This is a genomic window from Gordonia sp. McavH-238-E (genome assembly GCF_022348225.1).
GTDB classification, from domain to species: domain Bacteria; phylum Actinomycetota; class Actinomycetes; order Mycobacteriales; family Mycobacteriaceae; genus Gordonia; species Gordonia terrae.
In genome coordinates, this window is record NZ_JAKRFE010000019.1 from 48,698 (window position 1) to 70,490 (window position 21,793).

20 protein-coding genes and 1 tRNA gene are annotated in these 21,793 nt (G+C 67.8%); 11 read left to right on the forward strand and 10 right to left on the reverse strand.

Features of this window, described 5'->3' with window-relative positions:
- Window positions 1–103: 103 nt before the first annotated feature.
- Window positions 104–520: a protease inhibitor I42 family protein gene (locus MHN80_RS22515; protein ID WP_033203672.1), complete on the reverse strand. Its 417-nt coding sequence runs from the start codon at window positions 518–520 to the stop codon at window positions 104–106.
- 425 nt (window positions 521–945) lie between these two features.
- On the opposite strand from MHN80_RS22515, the gene MHN80_RS22520 reads away from it, so the two are divergent.
- Both MHN80_RS22520 and MHN80_RS22525 read left to right on the forward strand, forming a co-directional pair.
- Window positions 946–1,428, forward strand: coding sequence for a hypothetical protein (locus MHN80_RS22520; RefSeq protein WP_231895799.1), 483 nt, complete (start codon window positions 946–948; stop codon window positions 1,426–1,428).
- Between the two features lie 40 nt (window positions 1,429–1,468).
- Window positions 1,469–2,098, forward strand: coding sequence for a hypothetical protein (locus MHN80_RS22525; protein ID WP_239403730.1), 630 nt, complete (start codon window positions 1,469–1,471; stop codon window positions 2,096–2,098).
- Window positions 2,099–2,250: 152 nt separating this feature from the next.
- On the opposite strand, the gene MHN80_RS22530 is transcribed toward MHN80_RS22525, so the two are convergent.
- Window positions 2,251–2,323: transfer RNA gene (locus MHN80_RS22530), tRNA-Ala, on the reverse strand.
- Between the two features lie 86 nt (window positions 2,324–2,409).
- Here MHN80_RS22530 and MHN80_RS22535 point away from each other — a divergent pair.
- Complete coding sequence (locus tag MHN80_RS22535; RefSeq protein WP_239403731.1) at window positions 2,410–3,153, forward strand: hypothetical protein; 744 nt, start codon at window positions 2,410–2,412, stop codon at window positions 3,151–3,153.
- A 63-nt stretch (window positions 3,154–3,216) separates the two neighbouring features.
- Here the strand turns inward: MHN80_RS22535 and glpR are convergent, their stop codons facing one another.
- Together glpR and MHN80_RS22545 are read right to left on the reverse strand one after the other, a co-directional pair.
- The gene (gene glpR / locus MHN80_RS22540) at window positions 3,217–4,482 is read right to left on the reverse strand and encodes a gephyrin-like molybdotransferase receptor GlpR (protein ID WP_239403732.1); all 1,266 of its coding nucleotides are present in this window, start codon (window positions 4,480–4,482) and stop codon (window positions 3,217–3,219) included.
- 147 nt (window positions 4,483–4,629) lie between these two features.
- A complete protein-coding gene (locus tag MHN80_RS22545; protein ID WP_239403733.1) occupies window positions 4,630–5,298 on the reverse strand; it encodes an SIMPL domain-containing protein in 669 nt (222 codons plus the stop codon).
- A 105-nt stretch (window positions 5,299–5,403) separates the two neighbouring features.
- On the opposite strand from MHN80_RS22545, the gene MHN80_RS22550 reads away from it, so the two are divergent.
- Window positions 5,404–6,174, forward strand: coding sequence for an ankyrin repeat domain-containing protein (locus tag MHN80_RS22550; RefSeq protein ID WP_239403734.1), 771 nt, complete (start codon window positions 5,404–5,406; stop codon window positions 6,172–6,174).
- 130 nt (window positions 6,175–6,304) lie between these two features.
- Here MHN80_RS22550 and MHN80_RS22555 read toward each other — a convergent pair whose 3' ends face one another.
- The 3 genes from MHN80_RS22555 to MHN80_RS22565 form a co-directional block, all read right to left on the reverse strand.
- A complete protein-coding gene (locus tag MHN80_RS22555; protein WP_239403735.1) occupies window positions 6,305–6,961 on the reverse strand; it encodes a GNAT family N-acetyltransferase in 657 nt (218 codons plus the stop codon).
- Between the two features lie 212 nt (window positions 6,962–7,173).
- A complete protein-coding gene (glp, locus tag MHN80_RS22560; RefSeq protein WP_004020029.1) occupies window positions 7,174–8,478 on the reverse strand; it encodes a gephyrin-like molybdotransferase Glp in 1,305 nt (434 codons plus the stop codon).
- Between the two features lie 157 nt (window positions 8,479–8,635).
- Entirely contained in the window at window positions 8,636–9,580 is a 945-nt protein-coding gene (locus MHN80_RS22565) for a UTP--glucose-1-phosphate uridylyltransferase (protein ID WP_004020030.1), read from the reverse strand.
- Window positions 9,581–9,743: 163 nt separating this feature from the next.
- On the opposite strand from MHN80_RS22565, the gene MHN80_RS22570 reads away from it, so the two are divergent.
- Window positions 9,744–10,322 carry a 5-formyltetrahydrofolate cyclo-ligase gene (locus MHN80_RS22570; protein WP_239403736.1) on the forward strand — a complete coding sequence of 193 codons (579 nt, stop codon included), beginning with the start codon at window positions 9,744–9,746 and terminating at the stop codon, window positions 10,320–10,322.
- A gap of 79 nt (window positions 10,323–10,401) precedes the next feature.
- On the opposite strand, the gene MHN80_RS22575 is transcribed toward MHN80_RS22570, so the two are convergent.
- Complete coding sequence (locus tag MHN80_RS22575) at window positions 10,402–10,734, reverse strand: FmdB family zinc ribbon protein (protein WP_208617924.1); 333 nt, start codon at window positions 10,732–10,734, stop codon at window positions 10,402–10,404.
- A 232-nt stretch (window positions 10,735–10,966) separates the two neighbouring features.
- On the opposite strand from MHN80_RS22575, the gene MHN80_RS22580 reads away from it, so the two are divergent.
- Entirely contained in the window at window positions 10,967–12,514 is a 1,548-nt protein-coding gene (locus tag MHN80_RS22580; protein WP_239403737.1) for a sodium:alanine symporter family protein, read from the forward strand.
- Between the two features lie 4 nt (window positions 12,515–12,518).
- On the opposite strand, the gene nhaA is transcribed toward MHN80_RS22580, so the two are convergent.
- The gene (nhaA, locus tag MHN80_RS22585) at window positions 12,519–13,784 is read right to left on the reverse strand and encodes a Na+/H+ antiporter NhaA (protein ID WP_239403738.1); all 1,266 of its coding nucleotides are present in this window, start codon (window positions 13,782–13,784) and stop codon (window positions 12,519–12,521) included.
- Window positions 13,785–14,014: 230 nt separating this feature from the next.
- Here nhaA and MHN80_RS22590 point away from each other — a divergent pair, with 230 nt between their 5' ends.
- The 3 genes from MHN80_RS22590 to MHN80_RS25740 all read left to right on the forward strand — a co-directional run bounded on the left by MHN80_RS22590 (window position 14,015) and on the right by MHN80_RS25740 (window position 15,972).
- On the forward strand, window positions 14,015–14,686 hold the full coding sequence (locus tag MHN80_RS22590) for an SAF domain-containing protein (RefSeq protein ID WP_239403739.1): 672 nt from the start codon (window positions 14,015–14,017) through the stop codon (window positions 14,684–14,686).
- 178 nt (window positions 14,687–14,864) lie between these two features.
- Window positions 14,865–15,701: a large conductance mechanosensitive channel protein MscL gene (gene mscL, locus MHN80_RS22595; protein WP_239403752.1), complete on the forward strand. Its 837-nt coding sequence runs from the start codon at window positions 14,865–14,867 to the stop codon at window positions 15,699–15,701.
- Window positions 15,702–15,843: 142 nt separating this feature from the next.
- Window positions 15,844–15,972: a hypothetical protein gene (locus tag MHN80_RS25740; protein ID WP_275448056.1), complete on the forward strand. Its 129-nt coding sequence runs from the start codon at window positions 15,844–15,846 to the stop codon at window positions 15,970–15,972.
- 138 nt (window positions 15,973–16,110) lie between these two features.
- On the opposite strand, the gene MHN80_RS22600 is transcribed toward MHN80_RS25740, so the two are convergent.
- The gene (locus tag MHN80_RS22600) at window positions 16,111–16,734 is read right to left on the reverse strand and encodes a hypothetical protein (RefSeq protein ID WP_239403740.1); all 624 of its coding nucleotides are present in this window, start codon (window positions 16,732–16,734) and stop codon (window positions 16,111–16,113) included.
- Window positions 16,735–18,068: 1,334 nt separating this feature from the next.
- Between MHN80_RS22600 and MHN80_RS22605 the strand changes: the two genes are divergently transcribed.
- Window positions 18,069–19,832 carry an ABC transporter ATP-binding protein gene (locus tag MHN80_RS22605; protein WP_239403741.1) on the forward strand — a complete coding sequence of 588 codons (1,764 nt, stop codon included), beginning with the start codon at window positions 18,069–18,071 and terminating at the stop codon, window positions 19,830–19,832.
- Window positions 19,825–21,732: an ABC transporter ATP-binding protein gene (locus MHN80_RS22610; RefSeq protein WP_239403742.1), complete on the forward strand. Its 1,908-nt coding sequence runs from the start codon at window positions 19,825–19,827 to the stop codon at window positions 21,730–21,732. The genes MHN80_RS22605 and MHN80_RS22610 overlap by 8 nt, the downstream gene beginning before the upstream one ends.
- Window positions 21,733–21,793 lie beyond the last annotated feature (61 nt).

Below are 21,793 nucleotides of genomic sequence, written 5' to 3' on the forward strand. Positions count from 1 at the left end.
CGCCGCATCCGCGTGACTCCCGGGTACACGGGTCACCGCGGATCGCTGACCCCGCGCACGATCTGCGTCGCCGCCGGCACGTGCCCGACCGAGAGGCCGCGCGCTAGGACTGCCCTGCCACTGTCACCGTCACGGTTCGGCGCCGCGGGCCGGAATCGGGTGGGGTGCCCGCTCCACCCCGATAGGAATACTCGAAAGCGATCGATGTCGAGCCGGGCGCCACTGCGACGAACCGCATGGTCAGCTCGATTGCACTCCCGGGCGGGGCCGGCTCCTGTTCGCCGCCCGACCCGTCGGCGAGCAACGGTGTGAGCACCTCGGGATCAGGATCATCGGCCACCCTCCACTGATCGCCGACGCTGTAGTTCACGGTGCCGAACTCGACGGCCAACGTGTCGCCGACGTCCAGATGAACCTCCCCGACTGTCGAGGGCACCGACAGGCCACGGGTCGACGACCCGACGGGCGTGCCACTGCCGGTTGTGGTGCCGGCGCAGCCCACCAGAGCGCCGGCGATCACGATCGCAAGAGCGGGCGCCGTTGACCAGGGACCACCTGCTACACGGCACCAACTCACCGCAACCTCCTTGCCCGCACCGAACGCCCCCTACCGAGGGCGGCATCTGCAATGCTGCCCGCGACCGGAAGCCGGTGCAATTCACGACATCTCGATCGTTGCGACCACCAGCATGTTCACCCCCACGGTGGGCCCGCCGTTTCCTGGTGGTGATCGCGGGCCATCCCGCCACCTTCACCGGGCGGTGGACGACCCCATCGCCCGCCGGACGCGGAGAAAGCATCCCGTCTCTATTTTGATGTAGTTGGACTACATTCAAAGTGCTATCGTCGCAACTCAGCGAGTCGACCTGCCACACCGAGCAGCATTTCGGAAAGTGTGCCCGTCGAGCAGATCACCCCATGGAAACAATCAGTGAGGACCCCGTCATGCACACAACACGATCCGCCAACCGTCTGATCGCACTCGTGTCAGCACTGCTGTTCGCGCTCGGCCTGAGCATCGGCACGTCGCCGCACGCTCAGGCACGGCCGACGCCTCCAGGCGGATCGACCGTGACCCTGATCATGATCAACAAGACGGGCTGGGACCTGTCGCTGAGCGGATGGCCGTCCACCGACACCTGGGGAGGAAGTTCGTCGATCACACAGTGGATCGACCCTCCCGCCCCGGTCCTTCCGCGTGGCGGCGTCGAGGTCGTGCGTGCCTGGTCAGCGAACCCGGCGCACATGTCGGCGTCGGTGACGTACTCCAACAGCTACCGGTGGGCGCACTGGCGCTACCAGTCCGAACTCAGCTGGGCGCTCGGTTTCACCACCCTCGGCAACACCGGCGCCTCCGACGGTGAGATCAACTTCGCGCGCATCGACCGCTTCGGCGCGCACTCCCAGGCGACGTACGTGCTGGGATGATCATGACATCGACTCGACTCCAGACACTTTCGGTGATCGCATGAATCCGATCGGCTTTGTTCTCGGTTTGGCACCTTGGTTCTTGTTCTCGCTGCTCAGCCACCGGCACGGCGACGACTCGGTCGCCATCGCCGCACTCTGTGCGGCGGCACTCGCCGCGGTCATGGCATGGACCAGCCGTGGGCGGGGTGGAATCAAATTCCTCGACGTGGCAGGTGTGGTGACCTTCGGCGCCATCGCCGTCGCCGGCTTCATCGGTGGCGACTCACTCGGAGAGTGGCTGACAAACTTCGCCCGCGGCGGCTCCACCCTGCTACTCGCCGTACTCATGTTGATCTCCGCGGCCACCGTCCCCTTCACCGAGCAATACGCCAAGGACTCGGTACCCGAAGAGCGATGGTCGAGCCCGTTGTTCCGGGCGACCAACCGGAAGGTCAGTGCTGTCTGGGGACTGGCCGTCCTGTTCACGGGCGTCGGCCATGTGGTGGCCGGACTTGTCGAGCCGGCGTCCGCACCGTCGGACGGTTCCCGCCCTGTCGACCTACTGCTGAACTGGATGGTGCCCATCGCGCTGCTCGTTCTGGCCGGCAAATACACCAAGCATGCGGTCGGAGCGGCGCGTCAGGAACGCGATCGCGAACCGGGAGAGGTCACGAGCCCCGGCAACTGACGACGAGGCTGGGGGTTGCAGACCCGACTCTGAGCCGGGGACTCAGGGGGACGCGCGGCGCCTGCTCGATCGCCTCGCGCAGGTTCCCGTTGAACAACGAGAAGCGGCCCCACCCGGGACGCGGGTGAGGCCGTCTGAACTGCTGTTATCGGTGGAGCTATGGGGAATCGAACCCCAGACCTACTCGATGCGAACGAGTCGCGCTACCAACTGCGCCATAGCCCCGGGAGGTCTTGCGACCAACCGCGAGCCACTTTATCAGCCCGGGGTCGTCGACTCCCAAACGGCTGGTACACCACTAGGCTGGACGAGTGCCTCGGATGTCAGATCAGCAGTTGGCCGGAATTCTCGACAATGTCGTGGGGGTGATCAACCCCGTCCTCGATGCCCTCGCCGAGCGGGACCCGCTCGGGCTGAAGGGCCACACCTTCCACGATGACGACCATTCCGACTCGCGCCTGCAGCAGGCCCAGCACGCCGCGTCGAAGCTGCTCGACGTCGCGGAGTGGCCCGGCACGAAGGGCTGGTCCGAGCGGTCGATGCACAAGCGCGCGAGCTGGTGGGTGACCCGCATCGGCACCCTGAACACCGGTGCCGTGGCGTTTCCGGGAGTCTTCGGCGTGTGGGCGAAGCGTCTGCCGATCACGCCCTACCTCGGTTTCGCCAACCAGGCCATGGTGCTGGTGGCGATCGCCCGCGAGTACGAGGTCACCGATCGCAAGCGGCAGGTGCAGCTGCTCGCGTCGGTGCTGTGCAAGCGCGATCTCACGAACCCGGATGTCACCGCCGAGTCGGGCGAGTCCCTGCCGTCGGAACCGAAGGAACGCGAGAAGTCGCTGTTCGCCGCGATCTGGGATGCGGCGAAGCTGCTGCGCGCCGTCGACGACGAATTCGAGAAGCGTCCGCAACCGATGGCCCTCTTCCGCATGCTGGCCTACATCCCCGTCATCGGGGCCCCGGCGACCTACCTCGGCGAACGGTTCGCACTGTCGCGGGCCGCGAAAGCCGGTCAGGCGTGGCTGGATTCGCATGGCAGGCCGGCATTGACCAAGTAACCCACAAGCAGTTCAGCAGTAGGTGTCGCCGAGCGAAACCTACTGCTGAACTGCGATGCCGGGTCAGCCGACGCGGCGGTACTGCAGGTCCTCGCGGTCCATTCGACGCCGCTGGAACGGCGGGATGTGATCGAACACGGGATCCTCGTCGTCGATCTCGAGAACCGTTGCGCCGCCGGGTCGCCGAAGTCGCGGAGGCGGAGGTGCGGCGGCGAACTCCGGAACCGCTGCGGCGCGTCGACGACGCTCCTCCTCGGCGCGCGCCGACCGCTTGGCACGCGCGAGACGTTGCGCCCGGATCTGCTGCTCGGTCTTCACCGCACGACGCAGGTACGCGAGGTAACCGACCAGGAGCAGACCGAGCACGCCGGTGGCGACCCAGCCGGGCATCCCGACGACGAACCCGGCCACGATCGCCAGCAGTACGAGTACGAACAGCCCCAGAGTGACGCGCTGACGTTCCCGGTACTTGAGTTCGCGTTCCTTGTCCGAGGAGTAGATGCTGCGTCCGGACCGTCGACTGCTCGACGAGCGCGCCGCGGGGCGGCTGTCCTCGACCTCGTCGACCTCGGCGTCGTCCGTCTCGGCGGTCTCGTCCTCGTCGACCGCGGACGGCGCGTCGGTGTGCCGCGACCCACGGGCGTAGTCGTCGTACTCGTCTTCGTCGAGTTCGTCTGCGACGTCCTCGTATTCGGCGTCGTCGTAGTCGGCGTCGTCGTGGTAGGTGTCGTCGTGGTCGGTGTCGTCGTCGAGTTCGTCTTCGGCGTCCTCGTACTCGCTGTCGACGTCCTCGAAGTCGCCGTCGTGTTCGGCGGCCTCGGACGTGGCGTCCGCCTCGTCCTCGGTGGTGTCAACGTGTTCGACGTCGGCCTCGGCCTCGATGTCGTCGCCGGCCTCCGCCGTCGCGTCGCCGTCCACCAGCCCGTCCTCGGTCTCGTCGAGTACGGTCTCGGCCACCTGGGTGTCGTCGCCCGCGGATTCGGCCACCGGCTTCTCGACCTTGGCGTTGCCGGAACGACGCATCCGGGTCGAGGGCTTGGTCTCATCGACTTCGGCGTCGTCCGCGGCCTCCACGTCGGCGTCCTTCTCGAGCGTCGCGGTTGTGCTGCGGCGCGAGGACTTCCAGGACGGGTCGTGCGGGTGCCGGGCCGACGACCGGCGGCGGTTGCCCGAAGCGGTCGTGGCACGCGACCCACCACGGTGCAGCAGACGCGTCTTGCGCGCCGCGTCGGTCGACTTCAGGATCTGCGGACGTCCCTTGATGACCATCGGGACCAGCACGAAGAGCCAGACCGCGACGAGACAGACCCACAGTACGGAGTTGGGCATGCGACTCTCCCTTCATTCACTCTGGTCACACGAAGCCACTCCACAATCTAGGGCGACGAGACGTCGGCCCCGGGTAGACGCGCCGTGTCACAAGCGAATCGGCACGGGTTTCACACGCGCCTCTCAGCAACACCGTTGCCGAGAGGGTCAGTGCGCCCGGAATCGCGCGTCCACCGCCACGGCGATCTCGATGTCGTCGGTCCGCAGTTCCAGCGACGGCGAGGACGGTGGACCGGCGGCGACCGCCATCGGCATGGCCCGACGCGGTGACGCCGGCACGCGCACGGCCATGTCCGGATCGGACAACAGCACAGGTGTCACCGGTCCCCGACCCACCGCATCGGAATAGGCCTGCGCCTTGAGAATCGCGTCGTCGACCGCGGCGCGACGCAACTCTCGTTCGTGTTCGCGCCGGGTCTCCTCGCGCAGATCCCAGTCGACGTCCTCGATCTCGACGGCGTCGACCGACGCCCACCGGTCGATGAACTCCGACAGCCTCTCGAAGTCGACGAACTCGGCTTCGATGCGAATACGGGTGTTGTACACCAGTTCTCGCCGCTCCCCGGTGTCCGAGTACGGGCGATAGGAGTACACCCGCACCGAGTCGGCCGACCATCGGGTCACCATCCCGGTCGACTCGTGGTCCGTCAGCGCGTGACTCAGCTCGGCGTGGACCTCGACCGCGCCCGTGTACACCGCCGGCTTGTCCGCACCCTCCACCCGCACCACGAGGTAAATGATTCCGCGCTCGGGCCGGTACCGCCCGCGAGCGTTGCCGCGGACCACGATCTCCAGTTCGTCGATGTGCTCGGTCATTCCGAGAGCCTATGTGTCGACGAGCCGATCCGGACTATCGTCGAAATCGGACATTCAGGGCGAAGGTCGTGGAGGGAACAGCCTGGTGCGGAGGACTTGGTGCGGATGAGGAGACTCGTGGGGTTGTTCGCCGCAGCGATGTCGGCGTGCATGGTCGCGGGATGCGGATGGATCGCCGATGTCGTCTCGACGCGCGTGGACGCGGCCGACTACTTCACCGCACCCACCGTTCGACTGCTCGACGCCGCCCGGCGAGACGACCAGCCGCAGATCGACTCCCTGATCGCCGCCGGCGCCGACCTCGACGAACTCGGCGGCGACCCGGACATCGACCCCCGCCGCGTGGACATCACACCCCTGCAGTGGGCGGTGGAATTCGGGCCGCCGACGGCCGTGGGTGCCCTGCTCCGCGCGGGCGCCGATCCACACCTGCCGGGCGCCGGCCGGTACAACGCCGTCGCCTACAGCGTGCTGCTCGACCGTTTCGACGCCTTCCGCACCATCATCGGGTTCGACGAGGGGCTGGTCGAGGCGTCCGACCGGATCGGCGGCAACGTCGTCCACACCGCGGTCCGCCATCGTCGCGGAGACGCCTTGCGTCTGTTGATCGACCGCGGCGCCGACCTCGACTCGGTGCAGCCACTCGCCGGTCGGACGCCGCTGTTCACCGCGGCTGATGTGCTCAACATCGATCACTGCCTCGTCTTGCTGCGTGCGGGCGCCGATGGCGCGCACCGGGATCAGCGCGGTTCGACGTTCCTGCCCTCGCTGTACACCGCCGACGACTCGATCCGGACGAGTTCCTATCTGCGTACTCGAGGGGCCATCGAATCGGAGATGCGCGCGCGGGACTTCCCCGTCGAAACCGGCCGCTGACCGGCGGCTAGCGGTAGCGGTACTTGTCGAGCAGCGCCGAGATCACGAGCCCCGCCCCATCGGGCGCGCTCGGGGTCCCGGAACGCACCGATCTCCCAAGTGCATGTCGGTCGGGACGCCGCGCCCCGCATCACTGGAACGTCGCCCTGCCCGCCCGGACCAGTGCCTCGGCCGCGCTGCCGACCACCTCTTCGGCCGTGAGCGCGAACAGCATGTGGTCACGCCAGCGCTTGTTGACGTCCATGTAGCGCAACAGCAGACCCTCTTGCCGGAATCCGATGTTGGTCAACACCTTCTGCGACGCCTCGTTGAGCGGCTGCACCGTCGCGTCGAGCCGGTGCAGGCCGACGGCACCGAAGCAGTGGTCGACCCCGAGCGCCACGGCGGCGGTCGCGATGCCGTTACCGGCATAGGCCGCGTCGACCCAGTAGCCGATCCACGCGGTCCGTACCGCGCCGCGCTGGATGTTCCCCACGGTCAGCTGTCCGACGTAGCGTCCGTCGAGTTCGATGACGAACGGGAGCAACGCCCCACGCTTGGCCTCGGACTTCAACACCGCGAACAGGGGCGGCCACGACCCCGGCTGATGGCGTTCGGCCCAGCTCCCCACGCCGGTCGGCTCCCACGGCAGGAGGGCGTTCTGGTTGCGGATCCGCAACTCACTCCAGGTCTTGGCGTCGCGCATCTTCACCGGCCGCAGGGTGACCGTGCCGGTCCGGGTGCGCAGCGGCCCGAGAGTTGCCGGCCAGCCCGGGCTTCCCTGATTGCCGCTCAACCACCTGAACACGAGAAGAAGTTTATGCGCAGTCACAGTGGTGTCGGCATGAGACCGGCATCTCGCGCCAGGTGGTTTCGACTCGGCTCCTCGCTCCGCTCGGTGCCGGCTCAACCAGCGGGAGTGGGCTCTCGACCTCGAGGCGCTCCTCCGTCGCTTGCTCGGCCCGGCGGCTGCGCTCGGTGCCGGCTCGACCAGCAGGGGCCGGCTCGGTCAGCGGAGGCTCACCCGCGTTGCGCGAGGAAGGCCACCTCCACCTCGTCGCCGGTACCCATCTCCTCGACGTCGGGGTCGACCATGATCAGGCAGTTCGCCTCGGCCAGTTCGGCGAGCAGGTGCGAGGACCCGGTCGGCGACGCCCCGAGCACCTGCACCAGGTAGTCACCGGAACGTTCGTCGCGCATCAGCTGCCCGCGCAGGTAGCCCTTGCGGCCGCGGACCGACGCGATCGGTCCGATGGTGCGGGCCTTGATGATCCGCCGCATCGGCTGCCGCTTCCCGAGCGCGATCCGGATGAGCGGACGGACCATCACCTCGAAGGTCACCAGCGCGCTCACCGGGTTGGCGGGCAGCAGGAACGTCGGCACTTCGTCGCGACCGAGGCGCCCGAAACCCTGGACCGAGCCGGGATGCATCGCCACACGCACGATCTCGAGGTCGCCGAGATCGGCGAGTGCGTCGGCGACGGCGGTCGACGCACTGCCCCCGACGGCACCGCAGATCACCACGATCTCGGAGCGGATCAGCTGCGCCTCCACGACTTCGCGCATCCGCGACGCCTCGCGCTCGGCGATGCCGACACGGTTCACATCGGCTCCGGCGTCGCGGGCGGCGGCCGCCAGCGCGTAGCTGTTGACGTCGTAGATCTGACCGGGTCCGGGTGTGCGGTCGATGTCCACGAGCTCGCTGCCCACCGAGATGACCGACAACCGCGGCCTGGGGTGGACCATCACCCGCGCCTGGCCGACCGCCGCGAGGAGACCGACCTGGGCGGGTCCGATGATCGAACCCGCGCGGACAGCCACGTCGCCCGGCTGTACGTCGTCGCCGACCCGCCGGACGTAGTTGCCGCTCTCCACACCGTGCCCGATCTTGACCTTCTGATCGCCCCCATCGGTCCAGCGCAGCGGGACCACTGCGTCGGCGAGCGTCGGCATCGGGGCCCCGGTCTCGACGCGCACCGCCTGACGTGGCTGCAGTCGCGTCGGTGTGCGAGCACCCGGGCCGACCTCTCCGACCACGGGCAGCGACACGATCATCGGCTCACCGGGTTCGAGATCGACCAGCTCCGCGCCGTTGGCGTCGAACTCCTCGAGGTCCTCGGGCGCGAGTACCCCGGCGAGTCCCACGTCGACCGCCCGTACCGCGTAGCCGTCGATCGCCGCCTGATCGAATCCGGGCATCGGGTGCTCGGTGACGACCTCTTCGGCACACATCAGGCCCTGCGCCTCGGAGATCGCGACGCGCACCGGTCGCGGCGCCACCGCCGCCGCGGTCACCAGCGTCAGATGATCTTCGACAGACCGCATCTCACCGCTCTTCTCGTCTCAACCGGTCGGCACCGGAACGTGCAGACGACAGCCCACGGCGCGTCGTGCACTCGATACAACACGTCGGAAACGTTATCGAGCACTCCCGCCTCGGCGTGCGAGGCGCGCGGATGCAACCGTCGATCGCGGCGCCGACTCAGCTGTCGGCGAGGCGCTTCTCCAGCCACTCGCGCAGATCGGGGCCGTAATCGTCACGGTCGAGGGCGAAGTCGACGGCGGCCTTCAGGTAACCGCCGGGGTTGCCGAGATCGTGCCGGGTGCCGTGGTGCACGACGACGTGAACCGGCTCGCCCTCCTCGATGAGCAGCGCGATCGCGTCGGTGAGTTGGAGCTCACCGCCGGCCCCGGGCTCGATGCGCCGCAGCGCGTCGAAGATCTTGCGGTCCAGGATGTAGCGGCCCGCGGCGGCGAGATTCGACGGCGCGTCCTGCGGTTCGGGCTTCTCGACCATGCCCTTGAGCCGCATCACGTTGGGGTTGTTGGCATCGGGCAGCGGCTCGACGTCGAAGACGCCGTACGCGCTGATCCGTTCTTCGGGGACCTCGATGGCACACAGCACCGACCCACCTCGGCGCTGCCGAGTGCGGGCCATGACCTCCAGGACACCGCCGGGCAGGACCAGATCGTCGGGCAGCAGGACCGCGACGGCGTCCTCGTCGTCGTCGAGGTAGCTCTCCACGCACCCGACCGCATGACCCAGGCCGAGCGGCTTCTCCTGGACGACCGAGGCGACCTCGAGCAGGTTGGGCGCCTTGCGCACCTTCGCCAGCATCGACTCCTTGCCGCGCGTGGCGAGTGTGTTCTCCAGGACGAGATCCTCGACGAAGTGGGCGACCACGCCGTCCTTGCCGGGCGAGGTGACGATGAGCAGACGATCGGCGCCGGCCGCCTTGGCCTCCTCGGCGACCAGCTCGATGCCCGGGGTGTCGACCACGGGGAGCAATTCCTTGGGAACCGTCTTGGTGGCCGGCAGGAACCTCGTGCCCAACCCGGCTGCCGGGACGACCGCGGTACGCGGGATCGGCGGAGTGTTGGGTACACCGTCGTACTCACTGAAACCAGCTTTATCCGTCGCACTCATGAATCCACCCTAGGACAGGAGTGAGTGGTCGGCCGGACAGACGGCGGTCACGGGGACCTCACCACACGCATTCCGACGGTCGGATACAGTGCGGGCGTCCCGGCTGTCACCGCCGGGACGCACACGCCACCGGTGTCGAGACGACGCGAAGGACGGTCGGGTCTTGCCAACGCTGAAACAGCAACTGCGACAAGAGATCGAAGAGCGACGCTCCCGGCGCTCCGAGGCAGAACGGGACCGTTCCGCCGCCGCCCTCGCCGAGTGGATGTACGCCTGCCCGTTCCGTCTGGAGTACGACGTCACGGTTGCCGCCCACGTGCCGGTGGGCAACGAACCCGGCTCGAATTCGATGCTCGACGCGCTGGTCGACCGAGGCGTCTCGGTGCTCGTCCCGGTGGTCCCCGACGGCGGTCCCGCACCGTTGGACTGGGCTCCCTACACGGGGCCGGACTCGTTGGCGCCGGGCCGCTGGGGCCTTCTCGAGCCGACGACCGACCGGGTCGGGGTGACCGCGATCCGCGCGGCATCGGTGATCCTGGTGCCCGCGCTGGCCATCGACAAGAGCGGGGTGCGGCTGGGGCGGGGCGCGGGGTACTACGACCGCACCCTGCACGGGCTGTCGGCCGACCTCGTCGGCGTGGTCTACGACGACGAGGTCGTCGACTCACTTCCGTCCGGCGACCACGACGTCCCGGTCGGCTGGACACTCACACCCGAGGACGGGTTCGGCAGACTCCGCTGATCGGCGGGACAGCGAAACCCGGGCGGTGTCGTCGTGACAGCCGCCCGGGTTTGCGTCGATGATGTCGTCGTCGCGCCGGTCAGGCCGGCGTCGCGGCCTTGGTCTCGCTCTTCGTCGACGACGAGCTGGACGAGTCCGACTTCGAACTGCTCGACGAGCTGTCCGACGACGAGGAACTCGAGGACGACGAGCTCTCTGACGAGGACGACGACGTCGAGGTGTCCGACGATGATCCCGGACGCGAGTCCGTGCGGTAGAAACCGCTGCCCTTGAACACGATGCCGACCGAGTTGAACAGCTTGCGCAGACGACCCGCGCACTGCGGGCACTCGGTCAACGAGTCGTCGGAGAAGGACTGGACGATGTCGAACTTGTTGTCGCACTCCGTGCAGGCATACGAGTAGGTGGGCACCGAAACCTCCGAAAAGTCAGTAAACGCTGACCAGTGTAACCGACTTTGGCACTCAGTCATTCCGAGTGCTAAGCAAGGCTCCGAGCTGATTTCCCGTCGTTCGATTCCCGGCTTGTCGCGCACCACCGCCTGGCGTCGTGCAAAGTGTTTGCCAAGCCGAAGTAATCCGTTCACCGCGCAATGTCCGCGACGTGCTGCCCGCACGGCAACACCCACCATCGCTGGAGTCCTCATGACCGATTTCCTGAACGACCTCAACAGCATCATCTGGAGCAATTTGCTGGTGTACCTGTGTCTCGGCGTGGGGGTGTATTTCTCCATCCGGTCGCGATTCCTGCAGATCCGGCACGTGCCCGAGATGATCCGGGTCATGCGTCATGGCGAGAGCTCCCCCGACGGTGTCTCGTCCTTCCAAGCGCTGATGATCTCGCTGGCCGGCCGTGTGGGTACCGGCAACATCGCCGGTGTGGCGACGGCGATCGCCTTCGGCGGACCGGGCGCACTGTTCTGGATGTGGGCGATGGCCTTCCTCGGGGCATCCACGTCGTTCGTCGAGTGCACGCTCGGGCAGATCTACAAAACCCGAGATCCGCTGACCAACGAATACCGCGGCGGGCCGGCGTACTACTTCAGCAAGGCACTCGCCCACACCAAGGCGGCACCGTTCTTCAAGGTCTACGGTCTCGTGTTCGCCGCCGTGACCGTTCTCGCCTGCGGACTGCTGCTGCCGAGCGTGCAGTCCAACTCGATGGCGCTCGCGATGAACCAGGCGTGGGGAATCGCGGACTGGGCGGTCGCGGTCGGTGTGGTCATCGTGCTCGCGTTCGTCATCATCGGCGGGGTCAAGCGCATCGCGACCTTCGCGACGATCGTCGTCCCGTTCATGGCCGTCTTGTACATCCTGTTCGCGCTCGTCGTCGTCATCACCAACGCGTCGCAGATCCCCGAGGTTCTGCGCCTGATCTTCGCGAGCGCCTTCGGGATCGATTCCGTCTTCGGTTCGGTCGTCGGCGCCGCCGTGATGTGGGGTGTCAAGCGCGGCATCTACTCCAACGAGGCCGGCCAGGGCACCGGGCCGCACGCCGCGGCGGCCGCCGAGGTATCGCACCCGGCGAAGCAGGGCTTCGTGCAGGCGTTCGCCGTGTACATCGACACGCTGTTCGTCTGCTCGGCCACCGGCTTCCTCATCATCTCGACCGGCGCCTACCGGGTGTTCGAAGGTGAGAGCGCCGACGGCGCGGTGATCGCCGACGGCGGCCTGCTTCCCGGCGGCACCGATGTGGGCCCCACCTTCGTCCAGATCGGTTTCGACAGCATGTGGAGCGGCGCCGGGTCGACCTTCGTCGCGGTATCACTCGCGTTCTTCTGCCTCACGACGATCATCGCGTACTACTACATGGCCGAGACCAACCTGCGGTTCCTGATGGGCAAGGCGTCCACGATCTACATCGGTCCGCTCCGCAGCACGCTCGGCGCCAATCTGACGATGCTGCTCCAGGCCCTGATCCTGGTGTCGGTGGCCATCGGCTGCGTCTCCACCGCGAGCGAGGCGTGGACGCTGGGCGACATCGGCGTCGGCCTGATGGCGTGGCTGAACATCATCGGCATCCTGATCCTGCAGCAGCCGGCGTTCAAGGCGCTGCGCGACTACGAGAAGCAGAAGAAGGAAGGCAAGGACCCGATCTTCGATCCGGTCGCCCTGGGCATCGTGGGAGCGACGTTCTGGGAGTCCTACGGTCGGGCCGACGACACCCGGGAAGCCGCGACACTGTCGAAGTAGGGACCTATCCCCCGATGACGTCCTTGTCGATGTCGGGGATGTTGTCGCGGTTCATGTCCGGGTCGCGCGCCTGCCGGGCGTCCCACCGCAGCAGGATCGCGGCGAGGATCGCCGAGACCACTGATCCGACGAGGATCGCCGCCTTCGCCGCGGCGGCGTGATCGTCGGAGCCGGCCTCGAAGCTCAGTTCGGCGATGAGCAACGCAACAGTGAATCCGACGCCGGTCAGCAGGCCCACCGGCAGGAGGTCGCGAAGCCCGATCGAGTCGGGCAATCGCAGCGGAGTGAACGTCGTCATCAGCCACGTCGAGCCGAGGACGCCCACGAGTTTGCCGACGACGAGTCCGACGACGATGCCGATCGACACCGGCTGCACGATCGACCCGGCCCCGCCGACGACGGTCACCCCCGCGGCGGCGAAGGCGAACACCGGCAGGGCGAGTGCGGCCGAGTACGGGCGAACCGCGTCGTCGAGTCGTTCGGTGCGCGGCTGCGCCTCGCCGCGGATGGCAACGGCGGGCACGACGAATCCGAGCAGGACGCCGGCAACGGTCGCGTGGACGCCGGAAGCGTGCATGAGGCCCCACGCGACGACAGCCACCGGGATGAGGACCGGCCACCACCGCCACGCCTGCCGCACCAGCACGGCGAAGAGGGCCACCGTGACCAGCGTGGCCGCCAGCATGACGAAGTCGATCTCCTCGGTGTAGAAGGTCGCGATGACGATGATGCCCAGGAGGTCGTCGACGACGGCGAGCGTCAGCAGGAACGTCCGCAGCGCGAGCGGCAGTCCGCGTCCGAAGATCGCGAGCACCGCCAGGGCGAATGCGATGTCGGTGGCGGTCGGGATGGCCCAGCCCCGTAACCCTTCGGGGTCGCCGAGGGCGACCACCGCGACGTAGCAGAGCGCGGGGGTGACCATCCCGCCCACCGCAGCGGCGATCGGCACGCCCGCGAGTTTCAGGTCTCGCAGGCTCCCGGCCACGAATTCGTGTTTGAGTTCGACCCCGACGACGAAGAAGAAGATCGCCAGCAGCCCGTCGGACGCCCAGTGCGCCAGCGACAGGTGCAGGTGGAGCGCCTCGGGCCCGACTTCGACGTCGAGCAGGGAATCGTAGGCCGCGCGCCACGGCGAGTTGGCCCACAGCACGGCGATGGCGGCGGCCACGAGAAGCAGTGCCCCGCTGGTCGTGTCGAGCGCGGCCCAGCGCCGCAATCGGTTCGCCCGGCCGGCGTCGCCTGCGAGCTCGTCTGGTGTCTGGTCGGTCATCGATCTCCTCTGGTCGGACGGACGGATCATCGTCACGCCACCCGCGCCGGGCAGCGGCCGACCAGACTTCCCGGCACACCGATCACCGATTCTCCCCCACTGCCACGCCGCGGGCCATTCCGGCCCGCCCGCGAGGACGAGGTCCACAGGGACCGAGGGCAGGTTTCGAGTTGTCCACAGGCGCGTCCGGAGCGCCGCCCGTCCCGGTCGACGAACCTAGCCTTCGCGTCATGTCTGCCCCGTCGAAGCATCCATCCAGCGCCTCCCTCGGGCCTCGACTCCGCGACCGGTTGAGTTCCGCACTGCGCCCGGGGTGGACACGCAACCTCCTGGTCCGCCGCGTCGCCGCCGCGTGCCTGGTCGTCGCCGCGGTGGTCATCGGGGTCGCCGGAACGCGCGCCGACGGCGATGTCGAGGTGCTGGTCGCCGCGCATGACCTGCTGCCGGGTCAGATCGTCGAGTCAGGCGACCTACGATCCCACCTGGTCGCCGGCAGGACGGTTCCCGACGGCGTCCTGACCGAGGCGGCACCGGCCGTCGGACGGACGGTCACCGGACGTGTCCGCGGAGGCGAGATCCTCACCGACGCGCGGTTGCTGTCCTCGCATCTGCCTGCCGACCTGACCGGGATCGACGACGCCCGCCTCGTGCCGATCCGATTTTCGGACGACGCGGTGACCTCACTCCTCCGCCCGGGTGACGTGGTGGACGTGCTGACCGAGGACGCGGAGGTGTTGGCACGCCGGGCTGTCGTGGCCCTCCACGCCGCCGAGCCGCAGTCCGGCGGCCTCGCTCCCAGCCGGGCGGCGGCCGCCCCGGTGCTGCTCGCCATGGACGCCGCGGCTGCTCACCGGGTGGCCGCCGCGGGGCTCGACACGTCGCTCGCCGTGGTCCTGCACTGACCGCGGATACCGACCTCGCCCGCAACGACACAGCGGCGCGAATCAACTCAAATGGATCGGTTCCTTCACGATCGTGGATAGGGTAGTACGAGCTCGCACAGCGCGTGTCGGATTTGCTCCGATCGTGCGCAGAATCGCCGGACAAGAGCAGGACATCACCGAAAAGAGGCCGCACACCGTGCTCAAGGGATTCAGGGACTTCATACTCAAGGGCAACGTCGTCGAGCTGGCAACAGCGGTCATCATCGGCGCGGCGTTCACCGCGATCGTCACCGCCTTCACCGACGGCATCGTCCAGCCGATCATCAACTCGATCCCCGTCGGCTCCGACGCCGCGCAGGGACTCGGCTTCCAGATCACCGACAACCCATCGACATTCGTCGACCTCGGCAGCGTCATCACTGCCGTGATCAACTTCCTGATCATCGCCGCAGTGGTGTACTTCATCATCATCCTGCCGTACAACAAGCTGGCCGAACTGGGCGGTTTCGGGAAGAAGGCGGAGGTCACGGAGATCGCGCTGCTGTCCGAGATCCGCGATCTGCTCGACCCCGAGGGAACCTCGAAAGCCAAGGCGGAAGCCGAGAGCGACCTGCCGCCGCATCTGTCCGATCCGGCCGGGCCTGCCGGCGACTCCTACGGTCCGCCGTCGGGTTCCTTTGCCCCCTATGAGGCGCCCGCCGGAGCCGGTACGACGCAACGCATCTCGACTCCCCCGTCTCCTCAGGGTCCGCCCTCACACCCGGTTCCCCCGCAATCGGGCCAGCCCCAGTCCGTTCCGCCCCAGTCGGCTCCTCCGCAGAACCGCCCGCCGCAGGGACCGCCGCCGGGAGGCCCTACCGGACAGCCGTATCCGACGCCGCAACCCGCTCCGGGCAGCTACCCGCCGCCCGGCAACTACCCGGGTGCCGGCAACTACCCGCCGCCCGGCCCCGGATCCGGTTATCCCGGTGAGCAGTACCCGGGCGACTTCCCGGGCGAGGGCCCGGACGCGCCGGGCCGTCACTCGCGCTGACGCGGACCGCGGTCTCCCAGGAAGCTGACAGGCGGAACCATCCGAACCCGAAGGTTGGCTCCCTACTTTGGGATTCGTCGCCGGAACGTGCGACCGCACCGGACCCCAAACCGGTGCGACCGAACGAGAACAGGATGATCGAATGCCCAACAAGCCCGCGCAGAACCGTCAGCCGCAGCCCCAGAACCGCCGCCAGGCGCGTCCGCAGCAGCGCAACCAGGCGCGTCTGCAGGCCCGCCCCAAGACGTTCCCGTGGTTCTTCGGTAGCTGACACCCCTCCGCTCCCTAATCCGAAAGAAGCGACGCCTTCTGCTCCCTGAGGTGCGAGGAGCGATAGCGACGAGCCACGAAGGGCTGGTGACCCACCACCCTTCGTGGCTCGCTTCGCTCCCACCGCTGGAACAACTCGTCACACCGGCGGATCGACGCGCTGGACCCACACGGTGGGACCGCCGGCCAGGGTGAACTCCTTGCGTACCAGCGCATTCCATCTGCGGGCGTACAACGCCGAGAGTTGTTCGTCGCTCGTGCTGCACGTGACCGCCAGCCCTTCGCGTCGTCCGCGTTCGATGACCGGGTCGACCAGCCCGGCGAGAGTGCCACCTCGGCGATGATCCGGCCGGACGAGCGCGAAGATCACCCGGATCGGGTTCTCCGCAACCTGCGCCTCCTCCGACTTCCGCTGCAACTCGGTGAAGCGGTGGATGAAGCCGTCGATGGCCTGTACCTGATGCTTGGTGCGTGTCTTGAGGTCCTCGTCGATCCGCCCGGCTTCGTCGGTGGGGGCCGACACCGCGATCAGCGCGATCAGCTCGCCCCGCTCGTCGAACACACCGTGCAGGCCGTGCAGATACTCGATGAACAGGATCTCCCCGTACCAGCGGTATGCCTCGACGGGCGCGTCCGCGCCGATCAGCCAGCGGTAGACCGGGACCTCACGCAGTCCGTGTTCGAGCAGGTCGAGTGCGGTCTCCCGATCCGATTCGACCAATTGCCGGGACGTCGTGCCGCCTACCTCCACGCGTTGCGTCATCGCTTCATACCAGCACAGTTGCGCGGCACACGGCCAACCACCTGGGCCGCTTCGGCCGACCTGTTCGCCCATCCCGGATGCGGATGAGTTCACGAAGAATTCAACCGCCTCTGGTCAGGACAGGTGCTGAGGTGTGCGGTAATGTCGGCCGCGTTGCCGTCTTCGGGACGGAACGACGCGCTTCACAATCAGATCGTCGACAACCATTAGGAGATTCGCATGTCTGACGCGATCAGCATTTCCTGGATCCGCCTCTACATCGAGGAATTGGTCACCGGTTCCGACGAAGGCGGCGGCTCGGACGGCACGACCGCCGAGTAATTCGGCCCCGCAACGCGAATCGCTGATTCCAGATCAGCGTTCTGCTCCGATACAGGAGTTTCCCCAGGCATGCGCAGTCGAATGATCGCGATGGCGATACGACAGACGAGTTCGCATGCCTCTCATCGGCACATGCCGACGGACACGAGTACGAGAAGGAGTTTGTCATGGGTGAAGTAGTCGGTGGAGGAATCGACGACGCGATCAAGGACCTGCTGACCGGGTCGCTGGACAGCGACGGCATCCCGATCGAGGACTAGAAGTACCGGCCGATCGTCTTCGGCCAGTTCGCCACGTTCAATTCAAGCCCCAGAAGGAGATTCACATGGCAACCGGAATCGAGATCAACCTCAGCGAGATCATCCGCGACCTGGACAGCCTGTCGGACGAGGCTCCGACCGAGAACTGATCCACCGCTTTCGCACATCGCCCCCGGTCTACGCCGGGGGCGATGTGCGTTTCGCGCAGCCATACGAGAAAGAATCGCCGGGTCAACGCACCCGATTGTTGCGAGACGGTTCACCGGAAGTCCATGGACTGTTGACGGCTGCATTGTCGAATATCGTATTGTTCGCGTCGTGATCGTCGTTCGCCTGCGATCGACGTCCACGTGCGGAAGTCCACCATCGACGAAGGAGATCACATGGCCGACATCATTCAGGGCGCAATCACCGACGCAATCGTCGAACTGGTCACGGGTTCGATCGAATCGGGTTCGGAAGACGCTCCCGCGTAGATCTCGATCCGAGACCAACCGCCCCGGACTACGGTCCGGGGCGGTTTTTGGCTCCGCACCCGACGTTTTTCCGCTATATCGAAGCATTCTTCGCGCCCATTTTGCGATAGAGCGGATGAATCGTCGGCCGGGATATCCGGTGCGGTCCGGCGCAAAACGCGCGCATGTAGACTTCGGAACACTCACGACCGCGCATCCACCGAGCCCGATGTCGGGGCTGAATTTTCCGTTCCGCGCGGTTCGCCAGCGTCACCACGACCCGGAGTAGCCTCACCTGATGCCCGTCACCCGCTCGCTGAGCAAGGATGAGGTCCGCGCGCTGCTCGCGCTCCTGTTCGACGCGCTCCGGGCCACCCGCTGGGCCTGTGCCGGCTTCCTCGTCTTCCAGCTCGCGTCGGTGTTCACCACACTCGCCCAGCCGGCACTGAACGCCGCGATCATCGACGACGGCATCCTGCGCGGCGACGTGGCCACGATCAAACGAGTCGGTCTGCTCATGGTCGTCGTCGCCGTGATCAACCTGGTGGTGTCGATCGGAGCCACGTTCCTCGCGTCACACATCTCGGCGACCGCCGCGCGCGACCTCCGCCTCCGCCTGCACAGCCGGATCAGTGCGTTCAGCGATCCGCAGGTCCACTCCATCGGCCTGTCGAGCCTGCTGACGCGTACCACCGGTGATGTCGGCCAGGTCCAGGGATTCCTCTTCGTCGCCCTGACCGTCGTGGTGACCGCACCGTTGATGCTGTTCGGCGCGCTGGTGCTCTCGCTGGTGCAAGGCTGGCGGATGGCGCCGGTGCTGGTCGTCGCGGGGACGGTGCTCGTCGTCCTGGTCGCCGTGCTCGTACGACGCCTGGTGCCGTGGGCCGCCCAGCTGCAGCGTCGCCTCGACGTCGTCAACAGGGTGCTGCGTGAGCAGTTGCGCGGGATCGCGATCATCCGGACCTTCCGCCGCGAGGACCGCGAGCGCACTCGGTTCGCGGCGGAGAACGACGAACTCACCCATGTGGCCCTGCGTCTGGGTCGTCTGCAGGTCCTGATGCTCCCGATGGTCACCGTCGTCTCGAACCTCGCCGTGGTCGCGGTGACCGCGTTGGGTGCGGTCTTCGTCGACCGCGGGGAGATGCAGATCGGCCAGATCACCGCCACGGTGGGATACCTCGCGCAGATCCTGCTGGCGGTGTCGTTGCTGACCATGATCGCCGGGATCATCCCGCGCGCCGTCACCAGCGCGGGACGCATCACCGAGGTACTCGACACCGAGCCCCTCGACCCGGGCGCTCCCCAGGCGGATGGATCGTCGACGCCACCCGCGATCGTCTTCGACGCGGTGTCCGTCTCCTTCCCGGGGGCCGAGGCCCCCACCGTCGACGAGGTCTCGCTGTTCTGCGCGCCCGGCACGGTCACCGGCATCCTCGGCGGCACCGGGAGCGGCAAATCGACGCTGCTGGCCCTGCCCCTGCGGTTCGCCGACCCGACCTCGGGGTTCCTCCGCTGGGACGCGCACGACGTGACCGGCCTCGCACCCGCGTGGGTTCGGGCACGCAGTGCGTTCGTCGGTCAGGGCGCGGAACTCATCACCGGGACGATCGCCGACAACCTGCGGATCGCCCGCCCCGACGCGACCGACGACGAACTGTGGTCCGCCCTCGAGGTCGCCGCGGCCACCGACTTCGTCTCGACGCGTCCCGGCGCTCTCGAGGCCGCGGTGTCGCAGGAGGGACGCAACTTCTCCGGCGGTCAGCGTCAACGGCTGGCGCTGGCCCGCGCGGTGCTCCGCCGGCCGTCGCTGTACGTGCTCGACGACCCCTTCAGCGCCCTCGACGTCGACACCGAGGCCGCGATCATCGACCGCCTGCGGCGGGCCGATCCGGACGCGACGGTCCTGCTCGCCGCGCAGCGGGTGTCATCGGTGCAGCGAGCCGACGTCATCGCCGTGCTCGACGCCGGACGAATCGTCGACCTGGGCACCGACTCCGTGCTGCGGGACCGCAGCGAGATCTACCGGGAGATCGCCTACGCACAGGCGGTGACCAATGCTTGACCAGAGGTCGCAGGCGCGGCCGGGCGCACCCACCGAGGGCCGGCGACCGACTCCGTCGCCGAAGACGACCGGGCCGGACGGATCGCTGCGTTGGATCGTGCGGCAACTCGACCTGAGCCGGGGTCGTGGTGCCGCGATCTCCCTCTTCGCCATCCTGGCGGCCGTCGCAGGCGTGGTCGCACCGATCCTGTTCGGCGCGATCACCAACGTCATCGTCGACGGCACGGTCGGCGAGGCGACGATGGACTGGAGGCTGCTCTGGACCCTGCTCGGCGTCCAGATCGTGGTGTTCGTGGCCGCCGCGGCCTGCAGCCTCGCCCAGGGCCAGCTGCTGACCGTCGCCGTGCAGCGGTCGGTGGCCCGACTCCGCGCCCGGATCGAGGACAAGATCCACCGGCTGCCGCTGCGCTACTTCGAGAACACCAAACGCGGTGCGCTGGTGAGCAAGTTGACGGCGCACACCGACAACGCCGCCACCGTGATCGCCCCGGTGCTGGTGACCGTCCCGACGAATGCCCTGACGCTCGTCGTCGTCACCGCTGTGCTGTTCGTCATCTCCCCGGTCCTGGCAGGCGTCGCTCTCGTCGCCGCGCCCGTGTCGGCGCTGGCCGCGGTCCTGCTCGCCCGCCGGGCGCGGCCGCACCTCGAGTCCCGGTGGACGACCACCGCCGCCTTGACCGGTCACGTCGAGGAGGAGCTCAGCGCGCGCCGGATGCTGCAGGCCTACAACGCCGAACCGACAGCGGCACGCCGTTTCCGCGACCTCAACGACAGCCTCTTCTCCTCGGTTCGTTCCGCCCAGTGGATCGGCGGTTCACTGCCCTCCGTGCTGACCGCGGTCAATGCCCTGGTGTTCCTCGTCCTGGCCGTCCTCGGCGGGATCATGGTGGTCGACGGCCATCTGAGTCTCGGCGCGGCCCAGGTCGTGGTCGTGTTCGCGCAACAGCTGACCAGTGCGGTCCGCGAGCTCGCCGGCTTCGTCACCAAGGTCCAGTCCGGAACGGTGTCGGCGAGCAAGGTCCGCGAGGTGCTCGAGGCCCCCGAGGACGTCGGGGTCGACACCGGCATGCGGGTACCCGCCTCGTCCGGCCGGCACCAGCTCCCACCCGAGATCGTCTTCGACGACGTGGGTTTCGCCTACGACGAGGACAACCCCGTCCTCGGGTCGGTGAGTTTCCGGATGGCGCCCGGCACGACCACCGCCGTGGTCGGGACCACCGGGTCGGGCAAGACCACCCTCACGAACCTCCTGCAGGCGTTCTACACACCGAGCCGCGGATCGATCACCATCGACGGCGTCGACCTCACCGAACTCGGACCGCAGCAGGTTCGCGCCGACATGGCCGTCGTCACACAGGAGCCGTGGCTGTTCACCGGAACCGTCCGCGAGAACATCGCCTTCGGCATCGACGACGGGCGGGCGGTGGACGCCGCACTCGATGACAGCCACGTCGCGCAGATCGTCGCCGCCCTGCCGAACGGCATCGACACCGTCATCGGCCAAGAATCCGAGAACCTCAGCGCAGGCGAGAAACAGCTGGTCACCGTTGCGCGGGCGATCGCGTCGTCGCCGAAGATCCTGATCCTCGACGAGGCGACGAGCGCTGCCGACCCCCGTACCGAGCTGCTCGTCCAACGCGCCCTGCACCGCCTGCGGGCGGGGACCACCACCTTGCTGATCACCCACCGCATGGCGACCGCCGCGTTGGCCGACACGATCGTCGTGCTCGACGATAGGGTGATTGCCGAGGCCGGGACCCACCAGGAACTGATCGCCGCGGGCGGCATCTACGCCCGGCGGTGCGGACTGGCGCCGGGCGGTCCGGGTGAGGCCACTCGGGACGACGAGCGGGTGGACGGCAGCAGTCCGAACGGTCCGGACACGGGGTCGAACCCGTGACAGAAGGCAGGAGCCAGCGCGGGTCGGGTCACCGGTCCGTCGTCTCCCGATCAGGAGGAAA

Excerpts from the sequence above, each read along its gene's own strand:
- MHN80_RS22610 (WP_239403742.1), top strand. The coding sequence starts at position 19,825 with ATGCTTGACCAGAGGTCGCAGGCGCGGCCGGGCGCACCCACCGAGGGC.
- MHN80_RS22605 (WP_239403741.1), top strand. The coding sequence starts at position 18,069 with ATGCCCGTCACCCGCTCGCTGAGCAAGGATGAGGTCCGCGCGCTGCTC.
- MHN80_RS22580 (WP_239403737.1), top strand. The coding sequence starts at position 10,967 with ATGACCGATTTCCTGAACGACCTCAACAGCATCATCTGGAGCAATTTG.
- MHN80_RS25740 (WP_275448056.1), top strand. The coding sequence starts at position 15,844 with ATGCCCAACAAGCCCGCGCAGAACCGTCAGCCGCAGCCCCAGAACCGC.
- glp (WP_004020029.1), bottom strand. The coding sequence starts at position 8,478 with ATGCGGTCTGTCGAAGATCATCTGACGCTGGTGACCGCGGCGGCGGTG.
- MHN80_RS22525 (WP_239403730.1), top strand. The coding sequence starts at position 1,469 with ATGAATCCGATCGGCTTTGTTCTCGGTTTGGCACCTTGGTTCTTGTTC.
- MHN80_RS22545 (WP_239403733.1), bottom strand. The coding sequence starts at position 5,298 with ATGACCGAGCACATCGACGAACTGGAGATCGTGGTCCGCGGCAACGCT.
- MHN80_RS22550 (WP_239403734.1), top strand. The coding sequence starts at position 5,404 with ATGAGGAGACTCGTGGGGTTGTTCGCCGCAGCGATGTCGGCGTGCATG.
- MHN80_RS22565 (WP_004020030.1), bottom strand. The coding sequence starts at position 9,580 with ATGAGTGCGACGGATAAAGCTGGTTTCAGTGAGTACGACGGTGTACCC.
- MHN80_RS22600 (WP_239403740.1), bottom strand. The coding sequence starts at position 16,734 with ATGACGCAACGCGTGGAGGTAGGCGGCACGACGTCCCGGCAATTGGTC.
- MHN80_RS22590 (WP_239403739.1), top strand. The coding sequence starts at position 14,015 with ATGTCTGCCCCGTCGAAGCATCCATCCAGCGCCTCCCTCGGGCCTCGA.
- nhaA (WP_239403738.1), bottom strand. The coding sequence starts at position 13,784 with ATGACCGACCAGACACCAGACGAGCTCGCAGGCGACGCCGGCCGGGCG.
- glpR (WP_239403732.1), bottom strand. The coding sequence starts at position 4,482 with ATGCCCAACTCCGTACTGTGGGTCTGTCTCGTCGCGGTCTGGCTCTTC.
- MHN80_RS22520 (WP_231895799.1), top strand. The coding sequence starts at position 946 with ATGCACACAACACGATCCGCCAACCGTCTGATCGCACTCGTGTCAGCA.